This is a genomic window from Synechococcus sp. PCC 7336 (assembly GCF_000332275.1).
Lineage (GTDB): Bacteria > Cyanobacteriota > Cyanobacteriia > Thermostichales > PCC-7336 > PCC-7336.
This window is the reverse complement of the sequence record NZ_CM001776.1, coordinates 2840122-2854148: the sequence shown is the minus strand read 5'-3', so window position 1 is coordinate 2854148 and position 14027 is coordinate 2840122. Positions and strand designations below refer to the sequence as shown.

The window sequence follows — 14027 nt, the reverse complement described above, 5'->3', positions numbered from 1 at the left end:
GGAAACTTGACGAAACCTAAAGGTTTCCGGCTGTTGCTCCCCTCTCCCAACATTGGGAGAGGGGCTGGGGGTGAGGGCAGTTCGGCATCGTCGAATTCGCGCAGTCAAGACATTTAGCTGAATAGTAGCCGAGTCAAATAGAAGGCGCTAAGGGTGCTGAGATGCGGTACCCTTAGCTGTGGAAAGGCGATCGCCTGCAATAGGCAGCGGTTAAGCTTCTACCGTCCCGACCTCGGGGTTCTCAACCCAATCGCAGTATTTGCTGCCCGCGATGAGGGGATCCCAGGTTCTGGGGTCGACATAGCCCAGATCTTCCAGAATGTCGAACTGACCGTCTGCTCTGTGACGACCCACCAGCACGGGCTTAGTGGTGTGGTGGTTGGGTTGCATGGTGTGGGTGCCGCCAGGGGCGTCAAAGGATACGCCCACCACAGCTTTGAGCACTGCTTCGATATCGAAAGTACCTGCCTTTTCGCAGGCCAGCTTCCACATATTGACACCGACATATCCCTTCTCAATCGGATCGCCCGTAACGCGATCCTGACCGTACTTGGCCTGAAAGGCTGCCACAAATTCCTTGTTCTGAGGTCTGTCTTGAGTTTGGAAATAGTTCCAGACCGCGTACTGACCCACCACGTTCTCAGCGCCGATACCGCGCACGTCGTCCTCGGACAGGCTGGAGGACATCACCGGACAGATCTCGGCGGTGAGCCCTTGAGCTGTGTACTGCTTGAAGAAGCCCACGTTGCTGTCGCCGTTAATGGTGTTCAGCACGCCATCTGCGCCCGAAGCCACAATCTTGGTTACAGCCGTAGCGTAGTCTTGATGTCCTAAGGGCTGATAGTTTTCACCCGCTAGCTCGATGTCAAAACCTTCTGCCTGCAACTCTGCGATCTGGGCTTTGGCAATCTGGTTGGCAGTACGGGGATAAACGTAGTCAGAGGCTTCCAGATAAACCCTCTTCACCCCCAGTTTTTCCACCATGTAGCGCAGTGCGGGCTTCGTCTGCTGATTGGGAACGGCAGGGGTATAGAGAATGTTCTTAGAGCATTCGTTGCCTTCGTACTGCACCGGGTACCAGAGCAAGTGATTGAGACGCTCGAATACCGGCAGCACGGCTTTGCGGCTGGCAGAGGTCCAGCAACCAAACACGGTGGCCACGTTGTCAACCTCGATCAGCTTTTGAGCTTTCTCGGCAAATGTGGGCCAATCTGAAGCGCCGTCTTCGATGATGTACTCAATCTGCTTGCCCAGAACGCCTCCAGCAGCGTTGATTTCTTCTGCTGCCATGACACAAACGTCTTTAATGGAGACTTCGCTGATGGCCATAGTGCCGCTCAGGGAATGAAGAATTCCGATCTTCACAGTCTCTCCCTGCGCATAGGCGGGGAGAGACTTCCGAATCAAAATTTGGGGACCGATCGCCCCTGCAGCAGCTCCAGCCGTCACCGCTGCACCAGCTTTTAAAAATTGACGGCGATTAAATTTAATGGACACCTTTCCCTCTCCTAATCTCAGGTAAACGTACTGACCGCAGCCAGAGAACCTTTGTTCCGTATCAGTCCGCGATAATGCAGAATCAGTCCGCTTCAAAAACGAGTGTTCTTGAAACAGAAACACTTGTCAGCTTAGTCTTTTCTCCTACTGAGTCTTTTCTCCTACGCAGAGAGGATTCGATCGGCAGTATTGCAAACCAAAGCCTCAATCCACAGAAGATTTCTGCGAATCAGACGACGCTCCTGCTAGATGCAAACGCAACTCATTCGACAGATCGCCTGGCCAATCAACAGCCGCATAAAATGGCAGCCAAGTTTTCCTGCAAATACAGAGAAAATTTATACGGTCATATCAAGTTCGCAATTTGACACCTTCTACGAGAAAGTAGAATGAATGTCAGACGTCAATTGTATTCAAGGATACAAAAACTGCGCAAGACTCCAGCAGGCCCGAGTTGATTGATGGATTGTTAACAATGGCTGAGTATGAGCCCACAACAAGTGTATAGGATTTTATTCAAATATCGAGACTCGTTATTCTTATGCTATGTCTGGTTGAGTCCCTCGATGTTCTGTTTGCCTCTCAATTGCCCATAGGGCAAGGACAACTACGGTTGGGGATTGAGATTATTGAGATTTATATCGAAAATAGGATGCAGTCTTGTCAAGGTTCAAAGCAAAAGGATCGGGATTGAGGCTTCTAAGTGTTACGAATTCAAGATATTTATGTGCGAGATTAGCATATTAGGCACTATTTTATTCTGCTCTCGAGATTGTCTGCGATCGCATTGTTCTGCTTAGATTTGCTTGGCTGTCCATACCGGACCAAACAGCTCTTTGACAGTCTGAGGCGAGGGGCAAAGCTATATCGATTCAGGCTTGCAATTCTCGAAATTGTATTAGCGAATACTTTTTTGCGCGATGGTGCCGCTCATACTCACGAACTATGTTGGGATTCAGTTTGAAGCTCAGCACTTTCCAGATATTTACCTCTTTCCAGATATTCACCTAAGCTCTAAGTCAATTTTGTAGATTGAGTCTCTCGGCGTCCCGAGATTTATTTGAGGTGGCGATCGCGCCATCCTTTTACGATTTCCAACTCTGACGAGTGCAATTTCACTGCAGTCAAATGCCTTTTGTTTTACAGGGAGTCACTGATGCCTGAAACGCTATTTAAAGTCGATCTGACCAAACCGATGTCAGAGCAGGAGATGCCCGGTCACAATCGCTGGCACCCCGATATTCCCGCTGTGGCTTCGGTCAATCCCGGAGATGTCTTTCGGATCGAATGCAAAGACTGGACCGATGGCCAGATTGCCGATAGCGATAGCCCCGATGACGTGCGCGATGTGGATTTGACGGTGGTCCACGTGTTGAGTGGCCCCATCTATGTCAACGGGGCCGAACCCGGCGACATTCTGGTGGTTGACCTACTCGATATCGGTGCCCTACAGGGGGACGAGTGGGGTTTTACCGGCATTTTCGCGCGGGAAAATGGCGGCGGCTTTCTGACCGACCACTTCCCCGATGCTGCCAAAGCCATTTGGGATTTGCAGGGGATCTACACCAGTTCTCGACACATCCCAGGCGTTCGGTTTGCCGGAATTACCCACCCCGGATTAATCGGCTGCGCTCCTTCTCACGAGTTACTCGCGACGTGGAATAAACGCGAGAAAACCTTAGTCGACGCTGGCAATCCTGCGGGGCCGCCTTGGAAACCTCAAATCCCGCCGATGGCAGCTCTACCCAATCCCACCAACGCTGTGCTGGGCTCGCTGGCAGGGGCTGAGTTTGACAAAGTGGCGGCTGAAGCGGCTCGCACGGTGCCCCCCCGCGAGCACGGCGGCAACTGCGATATCAAGAACCTGTCGCGCGGATCGCGGATTTACTTCCCCGTCTATGTGGATGGGGCCAAGCTCTCCATGGGAGATATTCACTTCTCGCAAGGGGATGGCGAAATCTCCTTCTGCGGCGCGATCGAAATGTCGGGCTTCATCGATCTCCACGTCGATATTATCAAGGGCGGCATGGAAAAATACGCCATGGTCAACCCCATCTTCAAGCCCGGTCCGGTCGAGCCCCATTATTCCGAATATTTGATTTTTGAAGGGATCTCTGTCGATGAGTTTACCGGACAACAATATTATCTCGACGCTCACGTCTCCTATCGTCGAGCCTGCTTGAATGCGATCGAGTATTTGAAGAAATTCGGCTTCACGGGAGAACAAGCCTACCTATTACTGAGCTGCGCGCCGGTAGAAGGCAGAATTAGCGGTATCGTCGATATCCCGAATGCTTGCTGTACTTTAGCTCTACCCACGGCAATTTTCGATCGCGATATTTTGCCAGTTTGAGGCGATCGCCTCCCGATCGCCCTACTAGCCCTATCTGGAGGTCATGTCCTTGCCACTATACGAATATCGATGCGACTCCTGCGGATCGTTTGATGCTTGGAGGGCGCTCGCCGAGCGCAGCCAACCCCTGTTGTGTTCCTCTTGCGGCGCACCCGCCAAACGCATCTTTTCTGCGCCCACCCTGCTGTCTACTGGATTGTCAGGTATTCGCAGAAGCCATTCAGCCGAGCCTCGTTTAGTGGAGCGATCGCCCGATCGCGAACCCTCGCAGCCCAAAGCTCAGAGTAAAACGAGTGGCAGGCCCTGGATGCTCGATCGCTGCTAGCTCTAGGGCGACAATCCAAACCACAAGTGCAAAGTCTTTAGTGTCTTGCTGGTTGCGGCACCAAATACTTTGGGTATTTTCCTTGGGTTCTTTAGGGGGCTGGGTATCTGAGATATCATGTGGAACGAGGCTGCAAGATTTGTCAGCAGCTTTTAGGTTGCGGATAATGTTCGACTCTGGAGACTTCACCCCATGCGTCCAAACAACCCAAAAACTTACTCACTTGCATTGAGTGGCTGGGGGTTCTGGATCGGTGCTCTCGCAATTGGCATTGTACTCAGCAAGATCGGCCTCGGTTGGATGGTTGCTGCCCTGCTGGTTCTCCTGGTTTTTCTCCTATCCCTACCAATCTTGGTTCTGTTGGGGGTTCGCTGGTGGCTGCGTCGCACCATTGCCACCGATACTTGCCCCATTTGTAACTTCCAGTCAGAGGCCATTGAAGGCAGTCGATTTAGCTGTCCCAGTTGCGGAGAGCCTTTATATGTCGCCGACGGGCAATTCTTCCGTCAAACTGCGCGCGGTGTCGTGGAAGTAGACTATATCGACGAAGGCGAGTTTTCATAAGCTCGACATTGGCAGACCGACAAGCGCTCCTTGCGATCGCGTCAGCCAAAAAGTTCAGTCTGGCAACACCCGCAATACCGTCTCCACCGATTGGATCGCGGGCAACTGACGAATATCGTTCAGGGCCTGCTGAAAATTCCGTTCGAGCACATTGTGGGTGAGCACGACTACCTCGGCGGCTCCGCCCAACACATCCTTTTGTACGACCCGCTCTAAACTGACGTTGCGATCGCCAAAGCACTGACCCATCGCCCCAATCACCCCAGGCCTATCCTTCGCCAAGACGCGGGCGTAATACCTTTGCGTCACTCTCTCAATGCTGCGCACGCGGGCCTCGTGCAATGTATTTGAGTTGAAATAACGATCGGGGCGAGCGATGCCCGCTTCTAACTTCGCCACAATATTGAGAATGTCGGAGACCACTGCGCTGGCAGTCGGGCCTCGTCCAGCGCCGGGACCAAAAAACATCACTTCGCCAATGGGTTCCCCCTGTACCAAAATGGCATTATTCGCTAAATGCACGTTGGCTAAAGGATGTTCGAATGGCAGCAGCATCGGATGCACTCGCAGATCGATCTCGCGGGTCTCGAGATCGCGCTCGGCGGTAGCCAGCAATTTGACTTCAAACCCCCACTCTCGGGAGTAGCGAATATCAGTGTCGGTAATGTGGCGGATGCCTTCGCAGAACACATCTGCGCGATCGACCCGCTCGTTGAAAGCAATACCGGCCAAAATCGCAATCTTGTCAGCAGCATCCAAGCCATCAACATCAGCAGTCGGATCGGCTTCCGCATACCCCAACGCCTGAGCGGTTGCTAAGGCATCTGCAAATGCCTGCCCCGTTTGGGTCATCCGATCAAGAATAAAATTTGTGGTGCCGTTCGCAATTCCGGTAATTCGGTGAATGACGTTCGCCCCCAGACATTGCTGCAGCGGCTGCAGGATAGGAATTCCCCCCCCAACAGCAGCCTCTAGCAACACACACGCGCCGGTTCGTTCTGCCGCAGTAAAGATCTCCTTTCCGTGGGCCGCAATGACCGCCTTGTTGGCCGTCACCACGTGCTTGCCATTGGCGATCGCCTGCAAAATCAAGCTTCGAGCGGGCTCAATTCCGCCAATCAACTCGATCGCAATATCGATCTCGCGATCGCTAACAATCTCGGAGAGATTATTGGTCAGTAGCTCGTTGGGCAGATCGATATCCCGAGGCTTATCGAGGGAGCGCACTCCCACGCGAGCGATACTCAATTCTTTTAGCAAGGGATGGCGGTAGCTCGGAGACTGGAGAATCTGAGCCACCCCCGTACCGACCGTGCCTAAACCTAACAATCCCAACCGGTAAACCACGCTCTCGCATCCAATCCATCAATTCCGCTCGCGCATTGCCATAACAGCATCGCCCCACCACAATAAACCGGATCGCGTCTCGCAGGTGCAGTGAAATGGCCTATCTTTTCCTCAATTCACATCCGCAATCGTTTTGAGAGGCGAACCGGTTGCCACAGATGGACGCATACAATGCTCGGGCGGTCCGACCGCCGGTACCGTCAGCACCTGCGGGGTGTTGGGGATCAAAACAGATTCGCAGAACGGCGTATCGAGTGGAGCCAGATCTCCCACAAGCACAATCGGGATTTCTCCCCAGTAGGCGCTAATCACCTGATGGGTTCGATCCTCTGGTAAAACCTGATACCTCAAGACCAATTGATTGTCGGGGAACCAAGCCCGCACCAAGTGATGCAACTGCACGTCATTCAAATGAGCCTCTGCGAGGTTGGGCAAAAGCTGCAAGCCCATCAGGCGATCGTGATGGAAATATGCCCGAACGATAAAACCTCGGGCATAGACGCGCTCGACCGCAGGCAAGGGAGGAGTATAGACTGCTTCCCCCCCAGGCAGTAATTCCCAGCGCTGCCAAGTTTCATCCAAATGATTCCGTTCGAAATCGAGCAACTGCCAATTATTTTGTTCGGCATAGCTCAAAAAACGATCGAGCTGCATGCCGAGATACATCATCTCCAGCGGCTGCAGCGGTGGCTTCGCCCGAGTCTGTAAGGGAGGGAGTTGACGCTGTTCTCCCTGTTTGAGCACTTGTGAAGATGCCTGTGCCGCCAGCGGGCAACACAGCCAACCAACAATTGCGACTAGATACGCTACTCTCAACTGCAGTCCATCCCCACTTGCTTGCGGCTATCTATACCAACAGAGCTGTCACCCAGCCCATTGTTGAGTTAACCGCACTGCAATATTTGTGCTCGTTCTCCAAATATCGTCTCTTCCCACTGCGCCTATCCTAGCCTGGGGACAAACGCTGAGATAACTGGCGTATCGCTGACAGTAGCATTCCCATATCGGTACCCTCCCCCAACAAATCGGCCGAAACGATAGTCAGATATGAAAAACAGGCTAGTGCTCGAGCACTAGCCTATCCTGCGATCTCAAAATGCCACGGCAATCGCCTCTGAAAAAAATCAATGCAAGCGCTAGCGCAGCCGCAAAATTTAGACGTCTCTTTTAGGAAATGCCAACATTGACACCTTTACTCCCCGTCGTCAGCTCGACCTTCAAAATCTTGCCGCCAGCCTTCTGGATGCGCTGTTGCTCTGCAAACCAATTGTCGTAATTCACACACTTTGTTACATACGTATTTTGTAATTCACGCTGCGTACGAATATTTGTTGTTGTAGGGAAGCAGGCCGTAATTTTAAACATCCGCATATCAATCAACCCTCAAAATTATCAACTCAGTAGGACAAAGCGGATAGCTTACCTAGAGAAGCACGACCGTTGAGTTAGGCTTCCGACAGTAAACTACCCGCCAGCGATCTCGAGACGAGCGATCGGCCTACTAGCCGAGACCATTACAGATATAGTCGAAGTAAACTCCCATCTCCCTACCGGCATCGGAACCAACCAATGCAGCAGTGACTTCCTTCATCGCTTGAATCGCTTGCACGGTAGCGCCAATGGGAACGCCCAAAGAGTTGTAGGTTTCTTTCAAACCATTCAAAACACGCTCGTCCAAAATAGACGTGTCGCCTGCCAACATAGCGTAGGTGGCGTAACGCAGATAGTAATCTTGGTCGCGAATGCAAGCAGCATAGCGACGAGTCGTGTACATATTTCCACCCGGTCGAGTCAGGTCGGAGTACAACAGTGCCTTAGCCGTAGCATCGCGCACAATGCTGGCGGCGTTGGCGGCAATGGTCGCTGCAGCGCGCACGCGCAGCTCGCCAGTTGAATAAAACGTTTTCAGCTTACCGATTGCAGCACCATCGAGGTATTTACCCTGCACATCGTAGCTGTTAATGACTGAAGTGATTGCGTCTTGCATGGTGATGTAGTGTCCTAATCAAATAACGCGTTTAAACAATCTGCTTGGGGCAGGAATCAACGGATTTAGACCCGTTGACTCATCCCATAGCGCCGATGACGTAATCGAAATAATAGCCTGCTTCCTGAGCGTCTTCGCCAGACAGTAGGCTGGTTGCTATAGCTTTCATCTGGCTTACCGCTTCGGCAACGGCTGGAATCGGCGTACCCAAAGCGTTGTACATTTCTTTGAGGCCGACCAAGCCAATCTCCTCAATCGGAGTGACATCGCCAGAAACAACGCCGTACGTCACTAGGCGCAGGTAATAGTCCATATCGCGCAAGCAGGTTGCGGTCATTTCTTCACCGTAGGCATTACCGCCGGGAGAAACCACATCGGGACGCAGTTGGAAGAGTTTATCTCCCGCCTGCTTCACAATACGGTCGCGATTCTCAGTTAGGGTTTGAGCGACGCGCAGGCGGCGATCGCCAGATGAAACGAAGGACTTAATTCGCTCCAATTCACCGGGGCTTAAATAACGCGCTTCGGCGTCAGCATTCACAATGGATTTGGTGACAACACTCATTTAATGTCTACCCTCGAGGCAATTTTAGGATGAGTATAACAGGGATACCGGTCCCAATTGTCGGGCATGAAGTCGATGCTACGTCTCGGTTCGTGATATTTCTTAATCCTCTTCTCAGAGACGCTCAGGATGAGACCCGATCGGCAGAGAGATAAACGCATATGGCAAGCCAAACTTTTTAATGTAACCCATTCTGGACTCGTTATCTCAATGGCTCTGTCCTTGCATGCGGCAGTCGAGGGACTTCACAAACAAGAATGCCGCTGCCAGAAATCGGCGGCTAATGCCGGTCGGCGATCGGGCGCGGCGTCTCCATCAGATGATTGAAGCAGAACGCAGGGACTGAAACACAGGATCTGCCGCGATGACTCGACGACACTTTCAGGCTGCACCGACCTGGAGGCCCCATCCAACAGGTACAGACCGTAGTTGGGATGGCGAGCGTCGCAAAAGTGCTGCACCACATAGATGTCTGATCGGCTGGTATTGATGAATTTTGCTTCCACAAGCGCGGGATCGTCCTCTTGCCAACGCACAGATTCCAAATCGACATAATGTCGATAGCCATCCTCGCCCGCTGCAAAAAACGCCCAATCCTCTGCAAAGGCCGTCCCCCCCAGTAACAGCCCCAATAGCAAACTGCTAAGCAACCACCAACTGCGCATTTGCCTATCGCCTATACCACAAGCTCTATTGTGTCATTCCCTGCTAAGCTTGCGCCCCAGACGTATCTCCCGAAGATAGCGGTTGAGCATCCGAGCTTCTGTAGATTAGAAGAAGTACAGCATGCCGGAGACTAAAAGGGTGGCAAAGCAAGCGATGGAGCCGCAGGCTAGTGAGAGGATTCGTTCCCGCGATCTATCGTGGCCCTTTTGGCCGATCGTCCCGATTTACCCCTACGGCAAAAGGCGAACTCTGCGGCAAGAGGTGGTCAAAGACACAATTTGGACCTTCGAGCAGTTGCAAGGCATCTTATACGTTGTCGTTCCCATCCGAATGACCGTCGTTAAGCTCCGGGCTGGCGGCCTGCTCGTCTACGCCCCTGTCGCTCCTACTCCAGAATGCACCCGCCTCTTACAAGAACTGATCGACGTTCACGGCGAAATCAAATATGTCATTCTACCCACCGTCTCTGGAGTGGAGCACAAGGTCTTTGTGGCCCCCTTTGCGCGAAAATTTTCCAGCGCGCAAGTCTACGTCGCCGCCCACCAGTGGAGCTATCCCATCAATCTGCCTCTAACTTGGCTCGGCTTCCCCAAACAACGCACGCACTTACTTCCCCCCCACAGTAGCGATGTCCCCTTCGGTGACGAGTTTGACTATGCCAGCCTCGGGCCGATCGATCTCGGCCTCGGTCCGTTTGAAGAAGTTGCATTATTTCACAGGCAAACCCACACACTCCTAGTCACCGACACCATTATCTCGATCCCGGAAGATCCTCCTGCTATTCTGCAACTGGACCCCTACCCACTGTTATTTCACGCCAAAGATCGAGCCGAAGATGCGATCGAGGATAATCCTGAGAATCGTCGCAAAGGCTGGCAAAGAATTGCTCTATTTTCCTTCTACTTTCGGCCGAGTGCGCTCGAAACTCTCAGGGTTGGTCAGTCCCTTCGAAATGCCTTCAGAGCTGCAGAGCGGTCTGCAAAGAGCTACTTCGGTATTTTGCCTTGGCAATGGAAAGAGGACTGGAGGCGATCGTTCGAAATTCTACGGGGAGGCGGGCGCATCTTTGTCGCCCCAATTTTGCAAAGATTAATTCTCAATCGCGATCCGCAAGCGACCCTTCGGTGGGTCGATACAGCCATTGAATGGAATTTCAAACGCATCATCCCCTGTCATTTTGACTCGCCATTGGCAAGCGACCCTCAACAATTCCGACATGCCTTTGCTTTTCTAGAGCCAGGTCGCGATCGAGCACAGTATAATCTCCCAGAAGAAGACTTTGAGCTATTAAGCAATCTAGAAAATACCCTGAACAAACGTGGGATCGTCCCACCCTCAAAAGTCTAAAAAGTATGTGAATTAGCAGGCAAAAAATAAACAGCCCCCTCTAAAAATTAGAGGGGGTAAAGCAAATAAAAGTCTGGCACCGAGCTATGTTCCCATGGGGCTACCCCCAAAGTATTGTCGCCGCGACAGCGTTTCACAACCGAGTTCGGGATGGGTCGGAGTGGTTCCACCGTGCCATAGGCACCAGACAAACCATCGAGGTCTGCTCATTTGAACGACAAGACCCTCAAAGCTGCACAGTCATCAAGCCAAGAATCAAATGAAAGGTTGAGGTCAAGCCCTCGGTCAATTAGTACGTCTGGGCTGCATGTGTTACCACACTTCCACCTAACGCCTATCTACCGGATAATCTTTCCGAGACCTTACCTTCTTTTAGAAGTGAGAGTACTCATCTCGAGGTGGGCTTCCCACTTAGATGCTTTCAGCGGTTATCCACTCCACACTTGGCTACCCTGCGTTTACCGTTGGCACGATAACAGGTACACCAGCGGTGTGTCCCTCCCGGTCCTCTCGTACTAGGGAGAGCTCCTCTCAATACTCTAACGCCCGCACCGGATATGGACCGAACTGTCTCACGACGTTCTGAACCCAGCTCACGTACCGCTTTAATGGGCGAACAGCCCAACCCTTGGGACGTACTACCGCCCCAGGTTGCGATGAGCCGACATCGAGGTGCCAAACCTCCCCGTCGATGTGAACTCTTGGGGGAGATCAGCCTGTTATCCCTAGAGTAACTTTTATCCGTTGAGCGACGGCCCTTCCACACAGTGCCGTCGGATCACTAAGGCCGACTTTCGTCCCTGCTCGAGGGGTCACTCTCGCAGTCAAGCTCCCTTATGCCTTTACACTCTTTGACTGATTTCCAACCAGCCTGAGGGAACCTTTGCGCGCCTCCGTTACCATTTAGGAGGCGACCGCCCCAGTCAAACTGCCCACCTGAAACTGTCCCCGTTCCGGTTGACGGATACAGGTTAGAATTCTAGCCTCGCCAGAGTGGTATCTCACCGATGACTCCACATCCCCCACAAGAGATGCTTCAACGTCTCCCACCTATGCTGCGCAAGCAAAGCCCGAACCCAATTCCAAGCTACAGTAAAGCTTCATAGGGTCTTTCTGTCCGGGTGCAGGTAGTCCGTATCTTCACAGACAATCCTATTTCGCCGAGTCTCTCTCCGAGACAGTGCCCAAATCGTTACGCCTTTCGTGCGGGTCGGAACTTACCCGACAAGGAATTTCGCTACCTTAGGACCGTTATAGTTACGGCCGCCGTTCACCGGGGCTTCAGTCGCCAGCTTCATCAAAAAGACTGACCGGCTTCCTTAACCTTCCGGCACTGGGCAGGCGTCAGCCCCCATACGTCCTCTTGCGAGTTAGCGGAGACCTGTGTTTTTGGTAAACAGTCGCTTGGGCCAATTCTCTGCGACCCTCCCTCAGATATAAATATCCAAACAAGGGCACCCCTTCTCCCGAAGTTACGGGGTCATTTTGCCGAGTTCCTTAGAGAGAGTTATCTCGCGCCCCTCGGTATTCTCTACCTCCCCACCTGTGTCGGTTTCGGGTACGGGTACTGATTGCCTAACGCCGTCAGAGCTTTTCTCGGCAGCATAACCTCAGCCACTTCGACGCCGTAGCGTCTCGTATTCGTGCCTCAGCTCAGTCTGTTTTCGCCAGACCTCATCGCCTCGAACACTTAAACCGGTAACCAACTTCCGGCTGGCTTAGCTTCCTGCGTCCCTCTTGGCAAACAATCAGCAGTACGGGAATATCGACCCGTTCTCCATCGACTACGCCTTTCGGCCTCGCCTTAGGTCCCGACTAACCCTCCGCGGACGAGCCTTCCGGAGGAACCCTTAGGGTTTCGGGGCATTGGATTCTCACCAATGTTTTCGCTACTCAAGCCAACATTCTCACTTCTACTTCGTCCACGCCTGCTCGCGCTGACGCTTCAACCTAACGTAGAACGCTCCCCTACCATAAATCCACAGCTTCGGTGACTCGCTTAGCCCCGTTCATTTTCGGCGCAAGAGCGCTTGACCAGTAAGCTATTACGCACTTTTTAAAGGGTGGCTGCTTCTAAGCCAACCTCCTGGTTGTCTGGGCACTCTCACCTCCTTAATCACTGAGCGAATCTTGGGGACCTTAGCTGGTGGTCTGGGCTGTTTCCCTCTCGACGATGAAGCTTATCCCCCACCGTCTCACTGCCTGCTAACACCACGGTATTCGGAGTTTGATTCGATTTGGTACCGCTCTCGCAGCCCGCACCGATTCAGTGCTCTACCCCCGTGGCTACCCACAGACGCTGCGCCTAAACGCATTTCGGGGAGAACCAGCTAGCTCCGGGCTCGATTGGCATTTCACCCCTAACCACACCTCATCCGCTCCTTTTTCAACAGAAGTCGGTTCGGTCCTCCACTTAGTGTTACCTAAGCTTCAACCTGGACATGGTTAGATCGCCCGGGTTCGGGTCTACAACATATGACTGACGCCCTTATCAGACTCGCTTTCGCTTTGGCTCCGGCAGTTTCGCCTTAACCGGCCACATCCTGTAACTCGCTGGCTCATTCTTCAACAGGCACGCGGTCACTCGTTCAATCGAGCTCCCACTGCTTGTAGGCACGCGGTTTCATGGTCTTTTCACTCCCCTCCCGGGGTTCTTTTCACCTTTCCCTCGCGGTACTCGTTCACTATCGGTCACACAGGAGTATTTAGCCTTACGAGGTGGTCCTCGCGGATTCACGCGGGATTTCACGTGCCCCACGCTACTCGGGATTCAGCTAGTATCCTTCCACTTTCGACTACGGGACTTTCACCCTCTTTGGTTTGGCATTCCAGCCAGTTCGTCTAGTTTTCAGATTCCATCTTGCTGTCCCACTACCCCAATCCGTCGTAACAGATTGGTTTAGGCTCTTCCCGCTTCGCTCGCCGCTACTGAGGGAATCGATGTTTCTTTCTCTTCCTAGAGCTACTAAGATGTTTCAGTTCGCTCCGTTTGCTCTACCCACCCTATACATTCAGGTGGGAGTGACAGACGATCAAGTCTGCCGGGTTGCCCCATTCGGGTACCTTCGGATCGATGCTATTTCCAGCTCCCCGAAGCGTTTCGCCGGTTTACGCGCCCTTCTTCGCCTCTGTGTGCCTAGGTATCCACCACGCGCCCTTGGTCGCTTGACCACTTGCTCTCATTGGTGATTCTTACCTGCTCACTTTCGTTCGCAACTACGTTTGGATTTCTCCTCTCGCAATCGCTCACTAGAGTTTGCTGATGATGACTATGCAGTTTTCAAGGTCCTGGCTGGATTAACATCCAGCAGATGATTGATTGATTGAATCCTCAATCTCATCAGTGCTACATGCTCTTCCAATCATTTGATAGTTT

Annotated in this window: 11 protein-coding genes and 2 rRNA genes; 4 read left to right on the top strand and 9 right to left on the bottom strand. The window is 52.6% G+C overall.

The genetic code is table 11. The annotated features are described in order from the left end of the window. Nucleotides 1-210: 210 nt before the first annotated feature. Nucleotides 211-1497, bottom strand: coding sequence for an urea ABC transporter substrate-binding protein (urtA, locus tag SYN7336_RS13640; protein WP_017326506.1), 1287 nt, complete (start codon nucleotides 1495-1497; stop codon nucleotides 211-213). Between the two features lie 1156 nt (nucleotides 1498-2653). Between urtA and fmdA the strand changes: the two genes are divergently transcribed. The 3 genes from fmdA to SYN7336_RS13620 all read left to right on the top strand — a co-directional run bounded on the left by fmdA (nucleotide 2654) and on the right by SYN7336_RS13620 (nucleotide 4739). Then, nucleotides 2654-3850, top strand: a complete 1197-nt coding sequence (fmdA, locus tag SYN7336_RS13630; protein WP_017326504.1) for a formamidase — start codon at nucleotides 2654-2656, stop codon at nucleotides 3848-3850. A gap of 43 nt (nucleotides 3851-3893) precedes the next feature. After that, a complete protein-coding gene (locus SYN7336_RS28945) occupies nucleotides 3894-4175 on the top strand; it encodes a zinc ribbon domain-containing protein (protein WP_227498508.1) in 282 nt (93 codons plus the stop codon). Nucleotides 4176-4367: 192 nt separating this feature from the next. Next, nucleotides 4368-4739, top strand: coding sequence for a hypothetical protein (locus SYN7336_RS13620; protein ID WP_026100987.1), 372 nt, complete (start codon nucleotides 4368-4370; stop codon nucleotides 4737-4739). A 54-nt stretch (nucleotides 4740-4793) separates the two neighbouring features. On the opposite strand, the gene SYN7336_RS13615 is transcribed toward SYN7336_RS13620, so the two are convergent. From SYN7336_RS13615 to SYN7336_RS13590, 6 genes are all read right to left on the bottom strand, one after another. Further along, entirely contained in the window at nucleotides 4794-6086 is a 1293-nt protein-coding gene (locus tag SYN7336_RS13615) for a homoserine dehydrogenase (protein ID WP_017326501.1), read from the bottom strand. Nucleotides 6087-6197: 111 nt separating this feature from the next. Beyond that, entirely contained in the window at nucleotides 6198-6902 is a 705-nt protein-coding gene (locus SYN7336_RS25885; RefSeq protein WP_156820148.1) for a hypothetical protein, read from the bottom strand. Nucleotides 6903-7253: 351 nt separating this feature from the next. Next, nucleotides 7254-7457, bottom strand: a complete 204-nt coding sequence (locus SYN7336_RS13605; RefSeq protein ID WP_038025971.1) for a phycobilisome linker polypeptide — start codon at nucleotides 7455-7457, stop codon at nucleotides 7254-7256. A 130-nt stretch (nucleotides 7458-7587) separates the two neighbouring features. After that, nucleotides 7588-8073 carry an allophycocyanin subunit beta gene (gene apcB, locus SYN7336_RS13600; protein ID WP_017326498.1) on the bottom strand — a complete coding sequence of 162 codons (486 nt, stop codon included), beginning with the start codon at nucleotides 8071-8073 and terminating at the stop codon, nucleotides 7588-7590. A gap of 79 nt (nucleotides 8074-8152) precedes the next feature. Beyond that, nucleotides 8153-8638 (bottom strand): allophycocyanin subunit alpha, encoded by a 486-nt coding sequence (locus SYN7336_RS13595; protein ID WP_017326497.1) that lies wholly within the window; start codon nucleotides 8636-8638, stop codon nucleotides 8153-8155. A gap of 245 nt (nucleotides 8639-8883) precedes the next feature. After that, nucleotides 8884-9303, bottom strand: coding sequence for a hypothetical protein (locus tag SYN7336_RS13590; RefSeq protein ID WP_017326496.1), 420 nt, complete (start codon nucleotides 9301-9303; stop codon nucleotides 8884-8886). A 139-nt stretch (nucleotides 9304-9442) separates the two neighbouring features. Here SYN7336_RS13590 and SYN7336_RS13585 point away from each other — a divergent pair, with 139 nt between their 5' ends. Further along, nucleotides 9443-10651: a DUF4336 domain-containing protein gene (locus SYN7336_RS13585; RefSeq protein ID WP_017326495.1), complete on the top strand. Its 1209-nt coding sequence runs from the start codon at nucleotides 9443-9445 to the stop codon at nucleotides 10649-10651. 71 nt (nucleotides 10652-10722) lie between these two features. Here the strand turns inward: SYN7336_RS13585 and rrf are convergent. After that, nucleotides 10723-10839: ribosomal RNA gene (gene rrf / locus SYN7336_RS13580) — 5S ribosomal RNA — on the bottom strand. 81 nt (nucleotides 10840-10920) lie between these two features. Next, a 23S ribosomal RNA gene (locus tag SYN7336_RS13575) occupies nucleotides 10921-13822 on the bottom strand. Nucleotides 13823-14027: the final 205 nt, after the last annotated feature.

Coding starts and splice junctions, on each gene's coding strand:
- SYN7336_RS13620 (WP_026100987.1), top strand. CDS start 4,368: ATGCGTCCAAACAACCCAAAAACTTACTCACTTGCATTGAGTGGCTGG.
- SYN7336_RS13605 (WP_038025971.1), bottom strand. CDS start 7,457: ATGCGGATGTTTAAAATTACGGCCTGCTTCCCTACAACAACAAATATT.
- SYN7336_RS13595 (WP_017326497.1), bottom strand. CDS start 8,638: ATGAGTGTTGTCACCAAATCCATTGTGAATGCTGACGCCGAAGCGCGT.
- SYN7336_RS13590 (WP_017326496.1), bottom strand. CDS start 9,303: ATGCGCAGTTGGTGGTTGCTTAGCAGTTTGCTATTGGGGCTGTTACTG.
- apcB (WP_017326498.1), bottom strand. CDS start 8,073: ATGCAAGACGCAATCACTTCAGTCATTAACAGCTACGATGTGCAGGGT.
- fmdA (WP_017326504.1), top strand. CDS start 2,654: ATGCCTGAAACGCTATTTAAAGTCGATCTGACCAAACCGATGTCAGAG.
- SYN7336_RS28945 (WP_227498508.1), top strand. CDS start 3,894: ATGTCCTTGCCACTATACGAATATCGATGCGACTCCTGCGGATCGTTT.